Origin of the sequence: Algoriphagus iocasae, assembly GCF_014206875.1 — a bacterium.
GTDB lineage: Bacteria > Bacteroidota > Bacteroidia > Cytophagales > Cyclobacteriaceae > Algoriphagus > Algoriphagus iocasae.
In genome coordinates this window covers 1,224,271-1,247,094 of the sequence record NZ_JACIJO010000003.1, presented here as the reverse complement: position 1 = coordinate 1,247,094, position 22,824 = coordinate 1,224,271, and the positions used below count along the sequence as shown (strand labels likewise).

The 22,824-nt window shown below is 37.4% G+C and carries 23 protein-coding genes; 5 read left to right on the top strand and 18 right to left on the bottom strand.

Going from position 1 to position 22,824, the window contains the following annotated elements; translation table 11 throughout:
• Nucleotides 1-173: 173 nt before the first annotated feature.
• A complete protein-coding gene (gene gap, locus FHS59_RS19495; RefSeq protein ID WP_184497225.1) occupies nucleotides 174-1,184 on the top strand; it encodes a type I glyceraldehyde-3-phosphate dehydrogenase in 1,011 nt (336 codons plus the stop codon).
• Here gap and FHS59_RS19490 read toward each other — a convergent pair whose 3' ends face one another.
• Genes FHS59_RS19490 through FHS59_RS19475 form a run of 4 tightly spaced genes read right to left on the bottom strand, consistent with a single transcriptional unit; the run spans nucleotide 1,185 to nucleotide 4,239 of the window.
• Nucleotides 1,185-2,246, bottom strand: a complete 1,062-nt coding sequence (locus FHS59_RS19490; protein WP_184497219.1) for a VOC family protein — start codon at nucleotides 2,244-2,246, stop codon at nucleotides 1,185-1,187. It abuts the gene before it with no gap.
• Between the two features lie 10 nt (nucleotides 2,247-2,256).
• Nucleotides 2,257-2,970: a TIGR04283 family arsenosugar biosynthesis glycosyltransferase gene (locus FHS59_RS19485; protein WP_221444541.1), complete on the bottom strand. Its 714-nt coding sequence runs from the start codon at nucleotides 2,968-2,970 to the stop codon at nucleotides 2,257-2,259.
• Complete coding sequence (locus tag FHS59_RS19480; protein ID WP_317168215.1) at nucleotides 2,963-3,586, bottom strand: DUF6134 family protein; 624 nt, start codon at nucleotides 3,584-3,586, stop codon at nucleotides 2,963-2,965. Before FHS59_RS19480 ends, FHS59_RS19485 begins: the two co-directional genes overlap by 8 nt.
• A 44-nt stretch (nucleotides 3,587-3,630) precedes the next feature.
• Nucleotides 3,631-4,239, bottom strand: coding sequence for a TIGR04282 family arsenosugar biosynthesis glycosyltransferase (locus FHS59_RS19475; protein WP_184497214.1), 609 nt, complete (start codon nucleotides 4,237-4,239; stop codon nucleotides 3,631-3,633).
• A 234-nt stretch (nucleotides 4,240-4,473) separates the two neighbouring features.
• Between FHS59_RS19475 and FHS59_RS19470 the strand changes: the two genes are divergently transcribed.
• Nucleotides 4,474-5,109, top strand: a complete 636-nt coding sequence (locus tag FHS59_RS19470) for a peroxiredoxin (protein WP_184497212.1) — start codon at nucleotides 4,474-4,476, stop codon at nucleotides 5,107-5,109.
• Between the two features lie 28 nt (nucleotides 5,110-5,137).
• Here FHS59_RS19470 and FHS59_RS19465 read toward each other — a convergent pair whose 3' ends face one another.
• Nucleotides 5,138-5,797, bottom strand: a complete 660-nt coding sequence (locus tag FHS59_RS19465) for a beta/alpha barrel domain-containing protein (RefSeq protein ID WP_184497210.1) — start codon at nucleotides 5,795-5,797, stop codon at nucleotides 5,138-5,140.
• A 1-nt stretch (nucleotide 5,798) separates the two neighbouring features.
• Nucleotides 5,799-6,791: a sugar kinase gene (locus FHS59_RS19460; RefSeq protein ID WP_184497208.1), complete on the bottom strand. Its 993-nt coding sequence runs from the start codon at nucleotides 6,789-6,791 to the stop codon at nucleotides 5,799-5,801.
• Between the two features lie 57 nt (nucleotides 6,792-6,848).
• On the opposite strand from FHS59_RS19460, the gene FHS59_RS19455 reads away from it, so the two are divergent.
• Nucleotides 6,849-8,483, top strand: coding sequence for a UxaA family hydrolase (locus FHS59_RS19455; RefSeq protein WP_184497206.1), 1,635 nt, complete (start codon nucleotides 6,849-6,851; stop codon nucleotides 8,481-8,483).
• Between the two features lie 48 nt (nucleotides 8,484-8,531).
• Here the strand turns inward: FHS59_RS19455 and FHS59_RS19450 are convergent, their stop codons facing one another.
• The 6 genes from FHS59_RS19450 to FHS59_RS19425 all read right to left on the bottom strand — a co-directional run bounded on the left by FHS59_RS19450 (nucleotide 8,532) and on the right by FHS59_RS19425 (nucleotide 14,748).
• Nucleotides 8,532-9,182, bottom strand: coding sequence for a hypothetical protein (locus FHS59_RS19450; protein ID WP_184497204.1), 651 nt, complete (start codon nucleotides 9,180-9,182; stop codon nucleotides 8,532-8,534).
• 134 nt (nucleotides 9,183-9,316) lie between these two features.
• The gene (locus FHS59_RS19445) at nucleotides 9,317-9,601 is read right to left on the bottom strand and encodes a DUF1330 domain-containing protein (RefSeq protein WP_184497202.1); all 285 of its coding nucleotides are present in this window, start codon (nucleotides 9,599-9,601) and stop codon (nucleotides 9,317-9,319) included.
• Nucleotides 9,602-9,624: 23 nt separating this feature from the next.
• A complete protein-coding gene (locus FHS59_RS19440; RefSeq protein ID WP_246388518.1) occupies nucleotides 9,625-11,016 on the bottom strand; it encodes a TolC family protein in 1,392 nt (463 codons plus the stop codon).
• A complete protein-coding gene (locus FHS59_RS19435; protein ID WP_184497200.1) occupies nucleotides 11,013-12,368 on the bottom strand; it encodes an HlyD family secretion protein in 1,356 nt (451 codons plus the stop codon). The genes FHS59_RS19440 and FHS59_RS19435 overlap by 4 nt, the downstream gene beginning before the upstream one ends.
• A 3-nt stretch (nucleotides 12,369-12,371) precedes the next feature.
• A complete protein-coding gene (locus tag FHS59_RS19430; protein ID WP_184497198.1) occupies nucleotides 12,372-14,078 on the bottom strand; it encodes a peptidase domain-containing ABC transporter in 1,707 nt (568 codons plus the stop codon).
• A complete protein-coding gene (locus tag FHS59_RS19425; RefSeq protein ID WP_184497190.1) occupies nucleotides 14,071-14,748 on the bottom strand; it encodes a TetR/AcrR family transcriptional regulator in 678 nt (225 codons plus the stop codon). The genes FHS59_RS19430 and FHS59_RS19425 overlap by 8 nt, the downstream gene beginning before the upstream one ends.
• Nucleotides 14,749-15,012: 264 nt before the next feature.
• Between FHS59_RS19425 and FHS59_RS19420 the strand changes: the two genes are divergently transcribed.
• The gene (locus FHS59_RS19420) at nucleotides 15,013-16,548 is read left to right on the top strand and encodes a BCCT family transporter (RefSeq protein ID WP_184497188.1); all 1,536 of its coding nucleotides are present in this window, start codon (nucleotides 15,013-15,015) and stop codon (nucleotides 16,546-16,548) included.
• Here the strand turns inward: FHS59_RS19420 and FHS59_RS19415 are convergent.
• The 3 genes from FHS59_RS19415 to FHS59_RS19405 all read right to left on the bottom strand — a co-directional run bounded on the left by FHS59_RS19415 (nucleotide 16,545) and on the right by FHS59_RS19405 (nucleotide 17,704).
• Entirely contained in the window at nucleotides 16,545-16,919 is a 375-nt protein-coding gene (locus FHS59_RS19415; protein ID WP_184497186.1) for a DUF983 domain-containing protein, read from the bottom strand. The genes FHS59_RS19420 and FHS59_RS19415 overlap by 4 nt on opposite strands.
• 78 nt (nucleotides 16,920-16,997) lie before the next feature.
• Nucleotides 16,998-17,201, bottom strand: a complete 204-nt coding sequence (locus FHS59_RS19410) for a hypothetical protein (protein ID WP_184497184.1) — start codon at nucleotides 17,199-17,201, stop codon at nucleotides 16,998-17,000.
• A 2-nt stretch (nucleotides 17,202-17,203) separates the two neighbouring features.
• The gene (locus tag FHS59_RS19405) at nucleotides 17,204-17,704 is read right to left on the bottom strand and encodes a DUF4920 domain-containing protein (RefSeq protein WP_184497182.1); all 501 of its coding nucleotides are present in this window, start codon (nucleotides 17,702-17,704) and stop codon (nucleotides 17,204-17,206) included.
• Between the two features lie 225 nt (nucleotides 17,705-17,929).
• Between FHS59_RS19405 and serA the strand changes: the two genes are divergently transcribed.
• On the top strand, nucleotides 17,930-19,822 hold the full coding sequence (serA, locus tag FHS59_RS19400) for a phosphoglycerate dehydrogenase (protein ID WP_184497180.1): 1,893 nt from the start codon (nucleotides 17,930-17,932) through the stop codon (nucleotides 19,820-19,822).
• A 113-nt stretch (nucleotides 19,823-19,935) separates the two neighbouring features.
• Here serA and FHS59_RS19395 read toward each other — a convergent pair whose 3' ends face one another.
• The 3 genes from FHS59_RS19395 to FHS59_RS19385 all read right to left on the bottom strand — a co-directional run bounded on the left by FHS59_RS19395 (nucleotide 19,936) and on the right by FHS59_RS19385 (nucleotide 22,689).
• Nucleotides 19,936-20,382 carry a DUF1572 family protein gene (locus FHS59_RS19395; RefSeq protein WP_184497178.1) on the bottom strand — a complete coding sequence of 149 codons (447 nt, stop codon included), beginning with the start codon at nucleotides 20,380-20,382 and terminating at the stop codon, nucleotides 19,936-19,938.
• Between the two features lie 12 nt (nucleotides 20,383-20,394).
• Complete coding sequence (locus tag FHS59_RS19390; protein WP_184497176.1) at nucleotides 20,395-21,219, bottom strand: N-acetylmuramidase domain-containing protein; 825 nt, start codon at nucleotides 21,217-21,219, stop codon at nucleotides 20,395-20,397.
• A 75-nt stretch (nucleotides 21,220-21,294) separates the two neighbouring features.
• Nucleotides 21,295-22,689 carry a DEAD/DEAH box helicase gene (locus FHS59_RS19385; protein WP_184497174.1) on the bottom strand — a complete coding sequence of 465 codons (1,395 nt, stop codon included), beginning with the start codon at nucleotides 22,687-22,689 and terminating at the stop codon, nucleotides 21,295-21,297.
• Nucleotides 22,690-22,824: the final 135 nt, after the last annotated feature.

Genomic DNA, 22,824 nt, shown 5'->3' with positions numbered 1-22,824 from the left:
AAAACCTCCTTTTTCAAATGGTTGTGCAAATATAGAAGGTTCAATTTACAATACCAATTCAGCCTCCAAAATTTCTTTGGTTTTTTGCTAAAAAGCTGAGTTAAAAGGAATAAAATTTTCTTCGGGTTGAATTCGGTCTTTTGACTAATTTTGAATTCAATAAAAATAAAACCATGACTTCTACCTCAGGAAAACGTATCGCCATTAATGGTTTTGGCAGAATCGGCAGATATACTGCCAAACTTATTTTGGAAAATAAATTACTGAATTTAGTTGCTATCAATGACTTAGCTGACCCAAAAGCAATTGCCCACTTACTCAAATATGATTCAATTCACGGGAAATCAGAAAGCACAATTGAGCTGAAGGATAATGAACTGCTTGTGGAAGGCAAGTCAATCCAACTTTTTAGCTTTTCCAATCCTGAAAACTTACCATGGGCCGATTTGGATATTGATTTGGTTATAGAATGTACAGGTAGATTTACGGATAGAGCAGGATCCGAAAAGCATCTAAAAGCGGGAGCGAAAAAAGTAATTATCTCCGCCCCTTCGCAAGATCCCAGTATCAAGATGATCGTACTGGGTGTGAATAATGATATTCTAACTGGGGAGGAAAAGATAATTTCCAATGCTTCCTGTACTACCAATTGCCTCGCTCCTATGGTAAAAGTTTTGGATGAGAATTTTGGATTGGTGAAAGGATATGCTTCAACTGTTCATTCATACACTAATGATCAAAATCTTCACGATGCTCCTCACCGCGATTTAAGACGAGCAAGAGCCGCGGCATATTCTATCATTCCAACAACAACTAATGCTGGGAAAGCTTTGGATATTGTCCTTCCGGAGCTTGCAGGAAAAGTAGAAGCTTCTGCAATGAGGGTACCGGTTCCAGACGGATCATTGACTGATTTAATTGTGGAATTGAGAGAGGAAGTCACACCTGAACAAATCAATCAAGCTTTCAAAAAAGCCTGTCAGGAAAAATTAAAGGGGTTTGTAGAGGTTGAAGACAGTCCAATTGTCTCCATGGATATCATAGGAAATCCGCATTCCTGCATCATTGACTCCGAGTTAACTTCTACCAAAGGAAACATGGTAAAGGTCGTAGGATGGTATGACAATGAAGCAGGCTATGCGAACCGTCTGTTAGATTTAACTATCAAAATCACGAAAGCCTGATCAGGCCTTTACACGATTTAGGGAAAGCATTTTCACGATAAAATTTGGAAGTGTTTTCCCTTGTTTTCTTTTCTTAAGATCCAGGTACCAGCCCCACTTTTCCATAATAGGAATTTTGTGAGTTTCTACCATTTCTACCAATGTCCCATCCGGGTCTTCGATATAGGCAAAATGTCCAGCTGCTTTGCCCATATCAAAACCATTATTACTGTCTACAGTAAATGGAAATCCTGAGTTTTGAAGATTGGTACGAAGGTTTTTCATGCCACATACATCAAAACACACATGAATAAAGCCCAAATCACCCCAAAGTCTTCCTTCGTAGATTTTGGCTCTTTTTGAATCTTTTACTGCGACTAATTCTACAGTGGTTTGACATAATAATTTTCCAAAAGCACCTGTTCTTTCTCCAGGACTTCTTAAAATCACTCTCGAAAATGATTCTTCATCACCGACTAATGGCGCAAAATCATCCCATACTTTGGTGTCTTGAAAAAGAATTTCAGAATGCTGATAGTGACTTTTATAAAGAGGAATTGATTTTTCCACATCAGTCACTCCTATTACTACTCCAGAAACACCACCTGTTAAATCGGAATTTTTAGAGAACCAAGATTGGTTTTCTTCTATTTCAAAGATATTTCCATATGGATCTTTCAAATAGAAATGTGATACTCCTATTGGGTTCTTAGTCGGTGTACCCAAAAGCTCCACACCTTCAGATTGCATGAATGCATAAGTCTCCTGTATATCTTTGCAACGGATTTTTACAGCAAGAATTCCAAGATCGCCCCAGGCTATTGCTTTTTGAGGTCCAGTTGGGGTTCTGGATGTAAACTGCCAAATTTCAAAGCCTCCTCCGCCTTGCATGTTCATCGCAAGGATAGCGTGTCTCTTCTCTACTTTTCCGGCTGTATATCGGGTCATCAATGCGGCCTCGGCACTATCCTGAAAGATAGGGACATCCATTTTAAAAATTCTCCTATACCACTTCCACGCTTCATTGGCATCCTTTACTCCTATTCCAACTTGCTGAATGCCATTAATGGTTGCTTTATTCATTCCTCTTTAATTACGAAGTCTTTTGCTGTTTTAATAAGTTACAATATAGACTTTTGATCGAATCAGGAGGTATTTTCAATAAAAAAAGTGTGAATGCTGCCAGATTTGCAAACTGCACTATCAGCCAACCATTAACTTCATATTTCCTTGCCGAAACTTTAATTTCTTTCGGAATTACATGAAAATCAGAGATTTTTTTGATTCTCCTTGTGAGATCAAAATCCTCCATAATGGTGAATTTTTCATCAAACCCTCCTAATCTTTCAAAAAGATTTCTTGTAATAAAAAGGGTTTGATCTCCACCTCCAGCAAAAATTCCATTAAAACGTGTAAACCAAGAATTGATTTTTAAGAGAAATCTATCTGAATCAAAGCTATATCTGTAACAACCAGCTTCTTTTCCCAAAAAATAATTTTCAAGGATATCCTTAGAATAATTTATAGCCGGTCTACAATCTGCATGGACAATATAAAATATGCCCCCATTTGCCACCTTTATTCCGCTGTTGATCTGATGGGCTCGTGACTTCTTTTTGCATTGAACTATAACTGCTCCGAATTCCCTTGCAGTTGAAATTGTGGAGTCTGTACTTCCAGCATCAGAAATAATGATCTCCTGAATTAAATCTCCTCCATTTTCCAATAGTGAAGGAAGTAATTCTTTAAGATTTTTGGATTCATTTAAAGTGGGAATGATAATAGAAATTTTAATTTCTTCAGTCATCTGATTTCCTTATCACATAATTTTTGATAGAATTTTCCAGCACTACTTTTTGGAGAACTCCTTGCTCATAGTAGAAAGTATTGGTGTTTCCATTTACTTCAATAGAATAAACACCAGGTTCTTCTTCGGTAACTTTGGTCAGCATTCCGAAATTTTCTGAAATGAGAATATCTCCATCAGAAGGCTCCTCAAAATAAAGTTTGGCTGGACTGCTGTATACTTTTTGACGGATTGGTTCCTTGTTTTCGAATTTGTAGGTATTGGCATCCACTTCATAATGGTCCTGTTGCCATTTTACAAAAGTTTCAAACTCTCCGCGATTGGAATTTGAGTGAGTATATGCGTCAACCAGCTGTTTGTTTTGATAATCTGCTTTCTGGAGAAATTCCACATGAACTTTCCCGAAAAACCAGAAATCCACCAAGCTATTTATTTCATAATTTACCTGATCTGCATTTTCAGTTTTTTCTGCTGTCATTCCACCAATTCTAAATCCAGCTACTACAATATCATATTGGTGATTTGTCTTTTTTGTTTGGCTATAACCGGGAACAATGGAAACAACTTGAAAAATAATGAATATATAAAGTGTTGTATATAAATATTTTAAGGTCATTAGTATAAAGTATCAGGTAATGATTTTTAAATGATTGAATTAAGCTACTCTAGTGTCGCTAAGACTTTGTTTTTTACCAAATCCCAATCCTCCAAAGTATCCACATCGATGAGTGTCGGCAAAAGAGAATAGCTGATATTGTGAAAATCTAATACTTTTTTGCTTAAGCTTAATACTTGATCACTACTCCAAGGAATCTTTTGAAATAGCCCAGGAATAAAAGTTTTCATTCCTAAAAGATAGTAACCTCCATCATTTGCCGGACCGATCACGACCTCATCCTTATCCAATCTTGCAAATGCCTCTTCCAAAATTTCGCTGCTCAATTCAGGACAATCTGTTCCTATGATCAATAGTTTATCAAAGCCAAGTTGAAATTGTTCCTGAAATGCTGAAGCCATTCTTTTCCCTAAATCACCCTCAGATTGGATTAAAAAATGATAGGAATCACTTTCATTAAAATCTGAATCATCCACAAATTCAGTGAAATAAAGAAGCTTTTCGCAGTTCACTTTAGAAATTTGATGATGCGTAATAATGACAAGGTTTTTATAAATCTCAAGGGCTTGATCCTCACCAACACCAGCTGCGAGTCTTGTTTTAACTTTACCCTTTTGGGCATTCTTTTGAAATATTATTACTCCTCTTTTCATCTTCAATTAAGGTTTTACCTTGGGCAAGGTAAATTATGGGTGATATTTCCGGAAAATCTTCCGTTTTGAAATTTTAAGGTACTCATCTATATACGATAAAACTTCAAATATTGGACGATGGTTAAAAAGTTTAACCTGAATTAATAAAAATACAAATTTGGGGAACGTAACTTTATAGGAAACGTTTTTAGACTAGACATTCAATTTTCACAGTTATTTAAACAATTTTCAGAAATGGCATTACGACTAGGAGATGTTGCCCCGAATTTTACGGCAGAAACATCTGAAGGAAAAATCGATTTTTATGAGTACTTAGGAGATGGATGGGGAATATTATTTTCTCACCCAGCTGATTACACCCCGGTTTGTACCACAGAATTGGGAGCTGTAGCAAAGCTTAAAAAGGAATTTGAAAAGCGAAACACGAAGGTGATGGCTTTAAGTGTGGATGGTTTGGAGAGCCATAAAGGGTGGATCTCTGATATCAATGAAACTCAAAACACTGAAGTAAATTTCCCGATCATTGCTGATGAGGATAAAAGAATCGCAAATCTTTATGATATGATTCATCCCAATTCTAATGAGAACTTCACAGTAAGATCAGTATTTGTCATAGGAAATGATAAAAAAATCAAATTGATCATCACTTATCCGGCTAGTACAGGAAGAAACTTTGACGAATTGCTAAGAGTAATTGATTCTCTTCAGTTGACGGCAAACTATTCTGTAGCAACACCGGCCAACTGGAAACATGGGGAAGATGTGGTTATCGCCCCTGCTATTAAAAATGAGGATATTCCGGCTAAATTCCCGAAAGGACATAAGGTGATCAAACCTTATTTGAGAACTACTCCACAACCGGATTTATAAAATTAAAGGGGATGTAAATCCCCTTTTTTTATGCTCTTAAAGATTTTATGAGATCCATAGTGAACTGAATCTTTTTCTTGATTTCTTCAAAATCCCCTTTCTCAACTAAATCTTTTCGGAAAAGCTGTGACCCCATCCCCACGCAGCAAACACCGGCATCAAACCATGACTTCAGGCTTTCCGCTGTTGGTTCAACTCCTCCTGTTGGGATTAATTCAATCGTCGGTAAAACTGCATGCACTGATTTTACAAACTCAGTTCCCAAAATATTGGCTGGATAGATTTTAGCCAATTCCGCACCTAGTTGCTGCGCAAAATATATTTCTGAAACAGTTCCGCAGCCTGGTATCCAGGGGATATCTAATTTCTTGCAATACTCTCCCAATTTAGGGTTCATTACAGGTGCCACGATAAATTCAGCTCCCATATCGAGGAAAGTTTCTGCTTGCTTAGGTTCATAAATAGTTCCTACTCCGAGGTAAAGTCCGGGCATCTGATCTGCAGCTTTTCTCAATGCTGGAAAAATAGATTTTGCTTCTTTACCTCTATCTACCATTTCAATCACTCTAATTCCTCCCTCATAAGCTACTTCAAGCATTTTTAAGCACTTCTTTTCATCGGGATTAAAAAATATAGGCATCACTCCTGCTGCATACATTCTTTTAATAAATGGACTTGGGTTTCTCATTTTATCGTTTGATTTTTCCTATTGATTCACCTAAAACTAATTCTTGTATCTCCTCCTCAGAGCAAAGCAAAACGTCTCCAGGTACGCTATGTTTCAAGGCTCCTGCTGCCATTCCAAATTCCACTGCTTTCTGAGGATCTTTATTTAACAGTCCATGAATAAGGCCTCCTGCAAAAGCATCTCCAGTTCCTACTCGATCTACGATATGGCTTAGGTCATATTCGCGGGATGCATAAACCTTATCTTTGGAATAGATTTTTGCAGATATTTTATTGTGAGAGGAGCTGATAGATTCTCTTTTGGTAGTGGTGATGTATTCCAATTGCTTAAATCGGCTAAAAAGATCTGATCTAGCAGCTTCAAAACCGGAATATTCCTGATCTAGACAATTGTTGAAATCCCGGGTTCCAGCGATCATGACATTCGTATATGCCATTAAATCAGGCATGATTTCATTTGGTTTTTTACCATACTTCCAAAGGTTGCTTCTATAATTTAAGTCCCCAAAAACCAGAATACTTCTTTTATGTGCTTCTTTCAAAGCACGCAAAGCAAAATCAGCACACTGTTGGGATAATGCCGGTGTGATTCCCGACCAATGAAGTGCATCTGCATCTTCCAAAATTTCATTCCAGTCAAAATCGTTTTCATCAATCTTTGTGAATACCGAATCAGCGCGATCATAAATGATTTTAGAGCTCCGCTGCATTGCGCCTTGCTCTAAAAAATAAACACCTATTCTTCCCTCAGTATGTTTGATATACTTGGTGTCAATTCCATTTCTTCGAAGGGTAGCACTTGCAGAAAGCCCAATTTCACTGGTAGGAAATGCTGTCAAATGAATCACATGATTTCCCCAAAAAGCCAATGCAGCCCCGACGTTTGCTTCTGATCCTCCAAATTCAATATCTAGCTGCCTGGTTTGAAAAAACCGCTCATTGGATGGCGGCGAAAGGCGAAGCATTACCTCGCCAAGAGAAATAATTTTTTTCATTGGAGAATATATTTTCTATAATTTCAAAGCTGAAAACTAAGTTAAGAAATTTAAGAGATGATAAACAAAGCACTTTGTTTAGACCCTAGTGATAATGTTGGGGTAGCACTTACAGATCTTTCGGTAGGTGAAATTTTTGAATTGAATGGTTATAAAGGCAATATAATCAGCGATGTAGCAGCCAAACATAAATTTGCTTTGAAGGATTTTTCCGTTGGTGAGGACATTTTGATGTATGGTACTATTGTAGGTGAAACGACAAAAAATATCCAGTTGGGAGAAGCTATTACTTTGGCAAATATCAAGCATAAAATCAGAGATTTCAAGGAGTTAGGTGCCGTTTATGAATGGAATAAACCTAATGTAGAACACCTTGAAAACAAAACATTTTTGGGTTATCAAAGAGCTGATGGTCAAGTAGGTACAGCTAATTATTGGTTGGTATTACCGATGGTTTTTTGTGAAAATACCAATGTAAAATTACTACAGGATGCATTCGAAAAAGCATTGGGTTTTGCTGTTCAAAACCCTTACGAAAATGAAGTCCGGAATCTTGTAGCCGCTTATCAAAATGAAAAATTTACGGAATCGCTTTCGGAACCTGCAATTTCTACTGGTTCGAAGGTATTTGAAAATATAGATGGAATTCGATTCTTGACCCATGAAGGAGGTTGCGGAGGTACCAGAGGAGATTCTGATACGCTTTGTGCATTATTGGCTGGTTATATAAATCACCCAAATGTAGCAGGTGCAACTATCCTGAGTTTGGGTTGTCAACATGCCCAAGTTTCTATTTTGCAGGACCGATTGGATAAGATTCAAAAGGGAGCTAAAAAACCACTTGTTATTTGTGAACAACAGACTGAAGGAACTACCGAACATTTGATTAAGAAAGCCATCAGAGAAACGTTCCAGGGTTTGGTTGAAGCAAATAAATTTACAAGAACACCTTCCCCTATTTCAAAATTGGTGATAGGATTAGAATGTGGTGGTTCGGATGGCTTTTCTGGAATTTCGGCAAACCCAACTTTAGGAAGAATTTCTGATTTGGTGGTTGCCTCAGGTGGATCTGCAATTCTTTCTGAGTTTCCGGAATTATGTGGAGCTGAGCAACCGATCATTGATAGATGTTCCAGTGAAGAGGTTTCAGAGAAATTTATCCGTTTGATGGATGCTTATGCCAAGGCAGCTGAAAATGTTGGTAGTGGTTTTGATATGAATCCAAGTCCAGGAAACATTAAAGATGGCCTTTTGACAGATGCGATTAAATCCTGTGGTGCAGCTAAAAAAGGTGGCTCAGCTCCTGTTGCAGATGTGTTGGATTATACTGAATATCTGAAAACTCCGGGATTGAATTTACTATGCACTCCTGGGAATGATGTTGAAAGTACCACTGGTTTAGCTGGTAGTGGTGCAAATATTATACTTTTCTCTACTGGCTTAGGTACACCAACCGGTAATCCGGTTTGCCCTGTGATTAAGGTGGCTACAAACGATAAGCTAACTTCTAGAATGCCCGATATTATTGATTTCAATACCGGTGGCATTATTTCAGGAGAAGAAACCATTGAAACCTGTGGAGAAAGACTCTTAGATCTAATTATTGAAGTAGCATCTGGAAGAATTAAAACAAAAGCTGAAGAAAAGAAGAATTTTGATTTTATTCCCTGGAAAAGAGGAGTTTCCCTATAAAAAAAGAGCGGCAATTATGCCGCTCTTTTACTATTAAACTAAGGGTGATTAAAAATCTATTCTACCTTGTATGGTACTCATTCCTTCTCCGCTCAAAGGGTTAAAATAGCCCTCAACAACTGCTGTACCTGATGCATTTTTGAATTTTCCTGTTCCTCCGATAATTTCTACATCTGCCTGAAAGTCCATTCTGGTATCTGAAGTTGGAGTTACATTATTTTCGATATTCTTGAACCAAACTGAATTTCCTTTGCCATCAGTAGTCAAGGAACTAACTTCTTCTGGAAGTTTTGTTAAGCCCATTGCTGCTAACTCCTTAGAAAAAAACTGAGAAACAGGAGCTCCAACTGTTCCCAATCCTTTAGGACCAAAAGAAGCATACTGGTTCAAAAAGGAATATGCTTTTCCCATATGAGTAGAATTTCCTTCTCCAAAGCCTGGGAAATAAGCGGGGATTTCTTTTGTTTGATTACCAAATTCATCTAAAGAAATAATTTGGTTTGAAAACCTTTCAAAATAATTTCTCTTTGCTGATTTTCTTGCATTCAAGTCGACGGAGGACTCTAGACTGCTTGCTTGTTCTTGAATAACTGATTGTTCGACAATCGTAGGTTCTTCTGTAAATGATGTACAGGAAGCTAATAAAATAGAGCCAGCAAGACTCATTGATCCAATTTTGGACCACATTGATTTTTTCATATTTTTTTTAAAGATTGGTAGTGGGTGTAAACATTATTTTATTAGAATTACAGAGAATCAATCTGGGTGAAATTGTATTAAATCAATTCTTGTAATTACTAATATGCAATTAACACCAATAAAAATGCCAATTTTTAAGATTCGATAATAAAAAAGTTTCCTTTGGCAGCTTTCATTCGGATTTCTCTAGCTTTTGTGTACTTCTCAGAATAATACCATTTTTCTGCAGTTTCTTTATCTTTAAACTCCAGCATTACAAACCTATCATGATTCCAATCTCCTTCTAGCACATGGACAGGGTTTCCTCTAAGCACAAACTTTCCTCCGTATTCAGCAATAGATTCTGGGGTTAATTTTTTGTACTCCTCATAGATTTCTGGTGAATGGATATCAATCTCAACAATAACAAAGGCAGGCATAATATTTTGTATCTAGTTGATTATTAATCAAATCCCAAGCCAGCGGCATAGCGGGATTTTGCAAATGCAATTTTTCTTTTCGAAAGTAACTCATTTAAAGTGAGCTTGGAAGAGAATACTGACACTTCTCTGGCATTGACCAAAAACAGGCTGCTCTCTCCTATTTCAAACCTTCTCACTTCTCCTTGAAGTAGGGTTTCTAGGCTTAATACGTTTTGCCTAAAAGTCAGAATTTGTCTGTTCAGGTTTTCAAAATAATTCAATTCACTTTCCAGTTTTGTTCGTAATTGAATTTCTTTCAAATCCCTTGAATTTTCTTTCATATTAATCTTTGCTTTGGTCAGGCCAAGTGCTCCTCGCGACTTTCTCCAAAGCAAAGGGGTATAAACAGAAAGTCCCCATTTGTAATTATTCTCAAAAAATCCAGCATTATCAAACTCGCTGAGATTTTCCGTCAGGAAATTATACTTCAATTTCACTACAGGAATAATCTGTTGGGCTTTTAACCTCCTCTCCACATCTAGGCTGGCAAGATCATAATCGACTAGTTGCAATTCGGGATGACTGGCAATTAAGGTTCTTAATTCTTCTTTATTCAAGATGGTAATAGAATCTTCCTTTAAGTCTTCAGGAACTATGGATTCATTAATAAGGATGGGGTTTCCTTCTTCATCCCACAAATAAGTATTCAATTCTTGTGTGACAGAAAAAAGAATGTTCTCTGCTTCCTGCATTTTGTATTGGCGGTTCAAAACCTGGGAGAATGCTTCCACTGTATCGATAGCCGCTACATCTCCGAATTCAAAGCTGGATTTAACCGCCTCATAGCGAGTTTGAGCTAAATCAACACCTTCACTTAGTAATTTAAGATTGGTATGCGCCAAGGACCATCTCCAATACATATCTGTAGCTTGTAAGTACAAGGAATTGAGCATTTGCCTTTTTTGGGACTCAGTGGACTGCTGATAGATCTGAGCCTGACGAAGCGAAGCTCTTCTTTGATCCAGAATCAGACCTTGTCCTAAATTTACAGATGCCCCTGCTGCTATCAATCCATCAGAAGGCACGGTATACTCTGGGTTTAGGTACTTTCCTGTGTTCTGCTCAAAGCTTCCATTCAATTCAATTCCTGCCCAAGTGGGAATGCTGATTCCTGCTTCTCTTTTATCGTAATAAAGAGTTTCGTTGTAGGACTTCTTATCCAGATTTCCATAAATCAATGGGTCAAAACCACCTCTAGCCGTTCTCACTTCCATTTGTCCCATTACTATGTTAATATCAGCCTGAGTAGCAATAGGATGATAATCTACTACCCATTGCATAAATGAGTCATAGTTTAATGTATCCGAAACCTGTGAATTGGCTTTGAAAATCAAGAGGAAAAAAAGCAATGTAAAGGTTGAAGATTTCATCATTTCTTTTTCGCTGCTTCTGCTTCTTTTTGATCTCTTGTATAATAATCTGCAGGGAATCCATTTAATTGTCTCCAGAGTTCATACCACACTGGTACGTCGTTTAGCAAGGCAATCCCGTCTGCACCTGATCCCATTCTTAGCATTTCTGGCCAAGGTTCCTCTTCAGGATCTTGGGCTACCAAAACCCTGTATTGGTTATTGGTGCTGGAAACCTGATCGATGGCAACTACTACTCCTCCAAATGTACCGTTGGAAATTCTTGGCCATCCCGAAAAGACAATAGCTGGCCAACCGTCAAAAATGAACCGGACTTTATTCCCAAGTTTAATCAATGGCAAATCAACTGGCTGAACATACATTTCCACTGCCAAATCAGCGTCAGATGGAATGATATTTAGAATCTGATCTCCTTCTTTGATTGTTTCTCCAATACCTACTTGAATAGCTTTAGCGAGATATCCATTTTGAGGCGCGAGAATATATCTAAATCCAGTTCTTGCCTCATAATTGGAATACTGATTTTCCAATTTAGTTGTGGTAGCTTCTGCATCGTATTGCGATGACATCGCAGTGAAAATCTCTGATCTTGTTTTAGCTATCTTATCCCTGAATTCATTATCGACCGTGTTCAACTCGATTCTAGCAGAAATCATCTCATTTTGACTGATTAAATAGTCGTTTTCTACAGATAAAAGCTTTGCCTGGACATCCTGAAACTTTAATCTTCTTGATTCTAAATCAGTCAAGGATCTCAAACCTTCTTTGTATAATTGCTCTGCTCGATCCAACTGCTGTTTACCAATATCATAATTCACCTTTGCCTGTTGAAACTTGATGCTGTCGGATTGTACTTTCAATTCAGCCATTTTTAGCTTATTCTCAGCTTGCTGTATTTTAAGCACATTGTTTTCCCTTAAAGCTTGTAGCTGGGATTGAAGTGCATCGACTTTTTCTTTGTAGGCTTCTGCAGAGAGTGTTTTGGCATTTACTTGCATCTGCGTCCTAGGCAAAAGCAAAGAATCAAAATACTCGTCTTTTATTTCTGAAATTCGGAGAATTGTATCTCCTCTGCTGACAAAAGCGCCTTCAGCGACATACCACTTTTCAATTCTACCAGCGATGATAGAATGAATGGTTTGTGCACGTTGCTCAGGTTTCAGCGCAGTGACATAACCTTTGGAACGAATGCTTTGAGTCCAAGGAAGAAACAGTGAGATAAATAGAATTGCAATGATCCATGCAAGAAGCCTGATTCTTTTCTGACTTTCTTTGTCAGGTAAAGTCATCACCAGACTTTTTACGCCACTGAAAGGGATCCTATCTTTTATTTTATTGCCTGAAATATTCAGCATAGCTTATGAATTCTTTCTTGAGTATTGTAAATAATCTTCGTATGAGCCTTGAACTCCCACTTTTCCAGCATCCATAACGATGATTTCATCTGCTTTTTGCAGGATAACCGGGTCATCAGTTACCATCGCCAAAGTCCAATCTCCACTCATTAAATAATCCGCAATCTTAGGTTTCAATTCCGGATTAATATTCCTCAGCGCATTTTCCATAATGATTGCTTTTGGGTTTCCGACCAGACTTCGGGCAATCAAAATGCTTTGCGCAATTGCCCTCGATAAGCCCTTGCCTTCCGGTTGCAATTCTGTTTCCAAATCAGCTGGCATTTGATAAATATAATCCTTGAGTCCCACCAAATCGAGAATCAATTCAAACTGCTCTGGAAGCACATCTCTTCCTAATAAAATATTTTCTTTGATTGTACCCTGAAAGAGTTCACCGAATTCAAGACAATCACCCACCATCGCTCTGTATTTTTCAAGCTGGATCATATCAATTGATAAATCGTTGACTAAAACCTTTCCTTTAAAATCCTCATAAAGACCAGCGAATAAAGCAAGCAAAGCACTTTTACCACTTCCACTTTTGCCTGTAATAGCAACTTTTCTACCCGGCTTGATAAGTAAGTTGACTCCATTTAAAATTGGCTTATTAGCATCTCTTGGCTGGAAAACCACATCCTGCATACCGAATTTTAGACCTTCTGGCTTTGAGACCACCAATTTGTCAGTGTCTTCACTTCTCTCGAGTTCCAGATCCATCACTGTGCCGAGCTTCTCTACTGCCACCAAGGTATCGTAAACTGTTTCCAAAGACAGAATTACTTTTTCCACAGAATTTATAACCAATACAATTACCACTTCTGCAGCCACAAACTGACCGATACTGATTTGCTCATTAATTAACAAAACGCTGCCTGCTACCAAAAGACTGGTTACAATCAGTACTTTAAAACCAACCATGATTTTGTATTGCAGGATCAGGACAGCAAAATGCTTGGATCTAAAATCCACATATCGCTGAATCAATCTGTCAGCTCTTAGAATTGGTAAATTGGTAGACCCCACCAATTTGAATGTATTTAATGTTCTACCAATTTCCTGCAGCCAGTAAGCTGTTTGATATTTATAAGATGATTCTTTTAACGCCGTTTCCATCCCTTTGGGACTCGTATAATAAAAAATCAAGATCAAGATCGTAATTAATCCAGCTCCGAATACAATGAATGTAGGATGGTAAAATGACAATAATAGCAAGCCAAAAACCATCTGAAGGACGGCTGTTGTAAAGTCCACCAAAAGTTTTGAAATGCCTTTCTGAAGATTGATGGTATCAAAAAATCTATTCACTACTTCTGGACCATATTTGCCATGAAGGATTTCTGCTTTTACTCTAGGAAGTCTATATGCTATAGAAAGACCAGCTTTTGAGAAAATTCTTTGCTGCAATTTTTCCGTTATCTGTAATTGGGAAATCTGTAAATAGCCTCCAAAAGCCACTCCAATTGCGACCACTATCACCAATAGAACCCAAGATGTTGTGATTCTACCTCCAAGGATAAAATTCAGAATTGCCTGAATCCCCAATGGCAAAGAAAGTGCTACCAAACCATTGATGATTGCATAAAAGTAAATTCCGTAAACTTGATTCTTTTCCTCTTTTAGAAGATTGAAAAACCTCTTAAGGGGTTTCATCGCTGCCGTACTATTCATGAATGATGGTTTTAGCTACCAATTGTTTAAAGAATTGAAGTCTTCCTTCTCTATCTAGACTGGATTCAGTCATACCTGGAAGATGCTTTGTATTGAAAGATTGCAAAATACTTGATTCTAAAACTGTAGAAGCCAATGTTTTAGGATACTTGTATTCAGGATTTATTTCACTGATAATATTGGCAATCCGCTCCCCAAAAGTATAAAGCTGTGTAAAGACGCCACTTTCGTGCTCCAGATCAACGCTTTTAGTTAAATAGCCTTTCAATGATTCGTTAATAACAATATTACGGATATCTCTTGGGTTTAAATAGTCATTCTCAGTGACAATTGGTCCTTCCACAAGAAGTTTAATGGCAATTGCTAGTCTTTCTTTTGGATCCACTAAGTTAGCAGTTCCAAAGACCAAATTATGCTCCATCCATGCCCAGTGCCATGCTGTGAGATATAAAAGAAATTTATGCTTATTCTCAAAGTAACGATAAATGGCAGGCTCAGTCCCTCCTATTTCCTGCGCCAATTTCTTAAAAGTAAAATGTTCCATGCCCAATTTTAAAATTAAACTCGCCCCAACTTTTACTATGGCAGTACCTAATTCCGAACTGAAGGGATCTTTTAAGTAAAGTTTTTCATTCACCTCAACCTTGAGTTTTTTGAGAATGTTTTCCATTATTTAAGAATTTTAGAAAGTAAACGGAACTCAATTAAAATTGTTAAGTAAAACATCGGTTTTTGTTAGTAATATTCACAAATAGTTTGTGAGACAAATCAAGGCACTTTATATTATTCCTAAGATCTAAGCAAAATCAGGTAAATACATTGAGTTAAATTATACTCTCAAAAGATTCAATCGTGAATTTCATGCATTTCAGATTCCTTATTGTTTGAACTTCTCCTTGAATATTCCTTCTAAAAATCCATTAACTTGCTTCTAATGGGAAAAAGAAATTCGTTTTTTAAATTAAATATTCGCAATTGGGTCTTTTGGCCATCTTTTATTCTTCTTATCCTAGCTGTTTTATTTAGCTTGGTTTTGCCTTCAGGATTCATTGCCTTTTTGAAAACTATTCAATCACTTATCCTCCATAATTTCAGTTTAGGCTTTAGTTGGCTTTCTTTTGGAATGACAGCTTTATGTCTTTTTATTTTCATTTCACCTCTTGGCAATAAAAGAATTGGAGGAAAAAATGCCAAACCTAGACTAACACGTCTAAGTTGGTTTGCCATCGTTTTATGCACCACCATTGCCGTGGGTATATTGTTTTGGGGAAGCGCAGAGCCACTTTCCCATTTTCTTTATCCTCCTTCTTTCAAAGAATTAGAAGCCAAATCAGTAGTTGCCACAGAATTTTCCTTGGGAGCCTTGTTTTTTCACTGGGGTTATACGCCCTATGCTATTTATGTGGTACCTGCTCTTTCTTTCGCTTTGTTTTATTATCAAGGTTTAAATAAACCTACTATTAGTCTAGCAGTAAGTCCATTGTTAGGCTCTAAACCAAAGTCTGCATGGAGTAATTTATTAGATAGCATCAGCCTTTTTGCATTGGTGACAGGAATGGCCGGAGCTTTAGGAGCTGGCGTTTTAAGTCTTACAGGAGGATTCTTAAAACTATTTCCGACCTGGGATATGCCTATTCTTTCAGGCTTTATCACCTTAGCAATCTTGTTAACTTTTGTGATTTCTTCTTCAACGGGAATAGAAAAAGGCATCAAAAATCTTTCACTAATCAATCTTTTTTTCTTTTTCCTGATCGCTATACTTTTTGTAATGCTCGGAAATAGCGTGAAAATCTTTGATTCAGTAATTGCTGGATTCCAGGAGTATGGAAAGAATTTCTTGGATTTAAGTCTTCAATTAAGCGGTAGCGGAAATGAATGGACTTATGATTGGTCAGTATTTAATTTTGCCATGTGGATGGCCTGGGCTCCGGTAACTGCTCTTTTTTTAGGGAAAATAGCTTATGGAAGGTCAGTTAGGGAATTTTTACTATTTAACTGGTTATTGCCAGCCACATTCTGCTTGATATGGATGGGAATTTTCGGAGGAACAACTTTGGACTTTGCCCTACTCAATCCTGATGGATATCAAAATCTTTTTGAGACGGCTGGACCTGAATCAATCATTTACCAGGTTTTTGAAGATATGGGATATTTCAAATTATTTGCCCGCCTATTCATCTTAGCTATTTTTATATCCTATGTAACGGCTGCGGATTCAAGTACAGATGCCTTGGCAAGTTTAAGTATGAAAAAATTCGGAAAAGATCCATTTCAAACTGATACCAATCTGAAAATCATTTGGGGAACATTGATCGCTTTTATGGCTTGGATCATGGTGATGTTTTCAGGAATAGATGGAGTAAGAATTCTTTCTGTTATCGGAGGCTTACCGGCTTTATTTTACCTTTTATTGGTTTTTGTCAGTTTGATTCTGATCAGTCTGAAACCTTCCAGATATCTTAAAGATTAATCACCCCTGTATTTTAATTTCCCAAGTCCATAGAGATAAAGAACTTTTGAATAGCGAAGCATCGCAGGAAAAAGCAAAAGGTTTCCAACTAGGACAGTTGAAAGATACATCCAAAGTTCCGGTTCTTCGATCAAAATATTAATGGCAGTAAGCGCTGTTATCACCAATGCCACAGAAAATGCATAACTGATATACATGGCACCATAATAAAAATCCGGTTCGGGATTTAAGTTGGCCTGGCAATGTGGACAAGTGGAATTGATTGCAGATATTTTTTTAAAACTGAAAGGTGAAACAGGAAAAAGTCTTCCAGTTCTACATTGTGGGCATTTTGCTCCGAGGATAGCCCCAATTGCGCTTTTTTTACTCATTATTTAAATTTTCCCGAAAGTTAGAAAGCTCGATGAAAGATATTGTATCAAAAATCACAAAGTGAAAATTACTTCAGGTTATCTGATTTCATCAAGATCGTAATCCTTCCCTTTGCCCCATTGAAGCAATTCAAAAATGGTGTAATATTCTAGAGTATCTAAATCCTTTACTTTGAAGTTATCACCGCTTAAACGGTCAATGATTTCCAACTTCCTGACCTCTCCCTGATTGGTCATTTGGTAAACCCTCCCTACTCGTAAATTATCTAAAGCTATCGCCATTCTTAAGCTTTCTCTTTAATTTTCACTCCTACTGCTTCAAATGTAATTTCCTTTTTAGGTTCAGTTATTTGAGCGATTTCTTCTTCTGAAGCTCCGGCATCTTTAGCATAATGTTGCAAAGTCTCTACGTCAGTCTCACTGAGAGTTGCGATTCCTTCCAGAATAATCGGAAAACCCTGGGAGTTTTTAGGGACAAAAAAACCATAATCTTTAAAAGTTACCCGCATACTGTTCCCATTTGGAAGATCCATTTTCAGCCAACAGCCTTTGTTGCTACAAACTTCTTTGATCTCACCGGAAATTTTACCTTCGAAAGTTCCGCTTTGTTCCACTGTTTGGACCATTTCGGAAGTAGGTGTGATTTCCAGTTCCTTCACCTCTTGGCCATAATTCCCGGCTACAGTGTCCAAAGGAGACTTTTCTGTCTCAACTGCTGTTGGAGATGAGCAAGCAATGCTAAGTCCAAAAGCACAAAATGTCAGCAAACTGAATAATCTGTTCATAGTTCCGAATTTAATTTCTTTCCAAAAATACAGGTTTATAGCTTCGTTTAAAAGATTTAAGATTTCATTTCGAAAAATATCTACATTCAAAATCGGATTTCATTTTTAAAAAGTATTGCCAAAAAAGTTAGAAGTAAATCTTATAGAAACAATTTATTCAATAAAGCTTCGATAATTTTAACAATACTGTAATTTTACTGCCTGATTCAAAAATCGACCCTGCTCATGCCTCAAACCAAAAAATTTATCATTGATTTTGACAGTACTTTCACGCAAGTGGAAGCTTTGGACATCTTAGGTGAAATAAGCCTAGAAAAGGATCCAGAAAGAGAAAGTAAATTACAAGCCATCAAAGACATCACTGATCTGGGAATGGAAGGCTCTTTGACCTTCAGAGATAGCTTGATCCAGCGATTGGAAATCCTTAATGCCAGCAAGCCGCAGATTGAGGATTTAATAGATGCCTTAAAGCAAAAGGTTTCCAAATCATTTGAGAGAAATAAGGAATTTCTTCAGGACAATGCGGAAGATATTTACATTATTTCCAATGGATTCAAGGATTTTATCATCCCAATCGTAGGTGATTATGGCATCAAAAAAGAGAATGTTTTTGCCAATGAATTCGTTTATGACGAAAATGGAAACATTATTGATTTCAATAGAGAAAACCCTCTTTCCTCCAATAACGGAAAGGCAGAAACTATCAAAAGAATCAATCTGGAAGGTGATATCTACGTAATCGGCGATGGATACACAGATTATGAAATCAAGGCCTCTGGCCTAGCAAATAAATTTTATGCCTTTACCGAGAATGTGTCACGCCCAAGGGTAACTAGCCAGGCAGATCACATAGCTCCAAGTTTAGACGAGATCTTATATATCAATAAGTTGAATACTAAATTTTCTTATCCAAAAAGCAGAATCAAGGTTTTGCTATTGGAAAATGTCCATCCAATCGGTGTAGACCTTCTGAAAGAAGAAGGCTATGAAGTAGAAGTGATCAGCTCTGCAATGAGCGAAGAAGAGCTTTGTGAAAAGATCAAGAACGTTTCTATTATCGGAATCCGCTCTAAGACCAATATCACTAAAAAAGTATTGGAGAATGCCAATCGATTGATTGCTATCGGAGCATTTTGTATCGGAACAAACCAGATAGACCTGGAAACTTGTCAGGAAAAAGGAATTGCGGTTTTCAACGCTCCATTCAGTAATACCAGATCTGTTGTGGAAATGGCAATTGCTGAAATCATTTTCTTGATGAGAAACTTTGCTGATAAATCAGTAGCAATGCATCAAGGTAAGTGGGACAAATCTGCAAGTGGTAGCTTCGAAATTAGAGGTAAAAAATTGGGTATCGTAGGTTATGGAAACATCGGAGCGCAGCTTTCTGTCTTGGCAGAAAACATGGGGATGAATGTATTCTATTACGATGTGATTGAAAGACTTGCCTTAGGTAATGCCACTAAGCTAGATTCTTTGGATGAATTGCTAAGTACCTGTGACATGATTTCCCTCCATGTAGATGGCAGAAAGGAAAACAAAAACCTGATCGATCAGGCAAAAATTACCAAGATGAAGAAAGGTGCAATTTTGGTCAACCTGAGCCGTGGGCATGTGGTGGAAATTGCTGCATTGAAAGATGCGATTCTTTCAGGTCATTTAGCAGGTTGTGCTGTGGACGTTTTCCCTGAAGAACCTAAAAATAACTCAGAGCCATTTGTTTCTGAATTGATCGGTTTGCCAAATACCATTCTAACTCCTCATATTGGAGGTAGTACATTGGAAGCTCAGGAAAACATCGCTCGTTTTGTGCCTGGCAAAATCATGGAGTATATCAACACTGGAAATACTTATAATTCAGTCAACTTCCCGAATATCCAATTACCATTTTTGCAGGATGCGCATCGTTTGATTCATATTCACCTGAACGAACCTGGAGTTTTGGCTAAGATAAATCAAGTTCTGGCTAACTACGAAATCAATATTGTAGGTCAGTATTTGAAGACTAATGAAAAAATCGGTTATGTAATCACAGACATTGACAAGGCTTACTCACCAGATGCCATTGATGCGCTGAAGACAATACCGGGAACAATTAGGTTCCGAACTCTTTACTAAAATAAAAAGCTCCGAAAATTCGGAGCTTTTTTCTTTTTAAGGATAATCCTTGGTTTTAAAACAGGGAAATCATTTTTCAATGAAATTAGATTATCCTCTACTCAGTTAAAATTCTATGGATGCAATAACCTTCTATGGTAATTGATTTGTCCTAAATGGTAATTAAAATGACCATACAGATGGATCAGGAAATATTCATTGGTCATGGGTTTCCCAAAAACCTCTTTTGGATAGTCTTTTTCCACTAAGCTTTCATCCATACCTTCAAGACTGGATATCATGATTCTTTTCAGATTACTGATGGAAGATAAAAGATCGGATTTGGGGACATTTTTTCCGGCAAATTCAAATTCTCTGTCCCTAGTATATTCAAATCCTCCAAGTTCGTAACCTACAAAAGCCTGTAAGTTTCCCAAAAGATGTAAACATAAATTCCCAGCAGAATTGCTGATATGATGATTGGTTTCCCAGAGGATTTTTTCAACAGAATAGGCCTCAATCTCCGCGTATAGGCGATCGATGTCTCTTTCAAATAACTTTATTAATTCACTAAATAACATATACTTGGGTTTTTAACTCGAAAATTTATCAAAGGCGGCTGCCAATTTAATATCGTACTTATTCTGTGCAAATCCCGAACCATTATAGCACCTGGCAAATTTTGCCCAATCTTTAACTTGCAGGTGCTTCAAGCAACCATATTTTTTGATATACTTTCCAAATGCCTCTAAATGATTCCTCTCATGAAGGTACATTTGATCCACAAAATTAGAAACAGATCCATACCCTAAGGGAATGGCATGATATCCCATAATCTGGAAACAACCCCATGAAGCAGAAGCCAAAGCTGCTTCTTTGATCTTAGGATCTGTACCGATTTCCATCGCTTTTTCTAAACGCTCGTACTCCTTAGTTCCAGAAGAGTAATGTTTCTTAGTCCAGGATTTATATAGAATGTTCTCATTTTCAGGTTTAGAAAATGAAAGAGGATCAAACCCTCGTTCCTTTAATTGCTGCCAGAAAACATGCCCCTCAAAAAGTATCTTAGGCTTCCCATTTATCAAAAATCCTTTTCCACTACTTTCCACTTCATTTACAGCTTTTACCACACCTAGTTCCAGCGAATAATCCTTGGAAAAATTGATTAGGTCTTGCTCCCCTAAAAATTTGTCGCCAAATGCTAAAAACGGTTTCGCTACATCAAGAAGTATCGTCCAGGTTTTGATCCCAACTTCACCGTCCACCACCAAATGATGTTTACCTTGAAAATCCTTTACAGCCTGATCTGTTGCCAAATCAAAATATCCTGAAGAACTGACAGTATAACCGAGCTTGCCTAGAATTTCCTGCAAAAATGAAACAGATGAACCTCTAGACTTGTATTTTATGTATTGCATATACAAGCATTAAAAATAAAAAGTACTTCAATTTAGCTGAAGTACTTTGGAATTACAATTAAAATAATGTTTCAATTAAGGTTCTATTACATTCTTTCTATTTCCGAATTTGCTTGATCCAGATGAGTTTGAAATATTACTTGAATTAGATTCAGAATTTTGAGATTGCTTATTTTTAGTTTTATCCTCCTTTGGTTTTTCTTGATGTGCCTCAGGATTTTGAACTGGTTTTTGCCTTGGAGGAAACTTCTTTTTCCCTTTTGATTTAGGCTTACTTCCTGCTTTCTTTTCATGGGCAGCGGGCTTTCTGTTGCTTTTGAAAGAATCTCCCTGGTATACCGGTCCTCTCTCAAAATCATCCGGAAGAGGATTTTGGGTAATGCTCATTCCGATAAGTTTCTCGATTCTGGCAAACTTGGGTTGATCCTTTGGATTCACAAAAGTGATCGCCTCCCCTTCTTTATCTGCTCTTGCTGTTCTTCCTACACGGTGAACATAGTCTTCTGGATCACTTGGTGTATCAAAATTAATCACGAGCTCTATACCGACCACATCAATTCCTCTTGAAATAATATCTGTACCGATTAGGATCTTGACTGCCTTGTTTTTAAAGGCCGACATGATCTTTTCACGATCTATTTGCTCCAGATCCGAATGGAAAGCTTCTACATCAAAATGCTTCTTTAAAACCTTGTATAAGCCTTTTACTTTTTCTTTGGTCGAAGCAAAAATGATCACAGCTTCGTAGCTCTTTTGAGAAAGAATATGCTTCACCAAATTTTCTTTCTGCGTGTCATATACGGAGTACATAGACTGAGTAACTCCTTCAGCTGTTTTACCGATAGCTATGGAAATCTCCTCTGGCTGATTCAATATTTTCATACTGAACTGCCTGATCTTAGATGGCATAGTCGCTGAAAACAGAATGGTTTGACGCTTTTTGGGAAGGTAATTCACGATTTTCAATATATCGTCAGAAAAACCCATATCCATCATCCGATCCGCTTCATCTAGAATCAAATGCTCCAAAGAACTTAAATCCATCTTTCCACCGGCAAGCAAGGCAATCAATCTACCTGGTGTAGCAACAACAATCTCTGCTCCTGTTTCCAAAGCTTTCTTTTGCTGCTCCCAAACTAGGCCATCTCCGCCTCCATAAATCGGAATTGAGCTAATTCCAAGGAAATAAGAAAAGCCCTGAATCTGTTGATCAATTTGTATAGCAAGCTCTCTGGTAGGCGCCAAAACCAAGGTATTGAGCTTATCAGAACCAGACTTTGAGATTTTGTTAAGTACGGGTAAAATAAAGGCAGCTGTTTTTCCTGTACCTGTTTGTGCGCAGGCTATCAAGTCTTTATTATTTAGAATGACAGGAATTGCTTTTTCTTGTATGGGTGTGGGTTGATCAAAACCCATTGCGTCAAGACCCTCCTGTAAGGAAGATTCAAAATTAAATGAAGAGAAATCCAATGGTTGGTGTGATTTTCAAAGTGTAAAAAACTGGAAAACAATCAGTTCGATTGCTCCAAATATAAGCCTTTATCAAGCATAATCGCAAAATAGGAGGATATCCTGAATTTCTATTAATAATATTTTAAATATTCG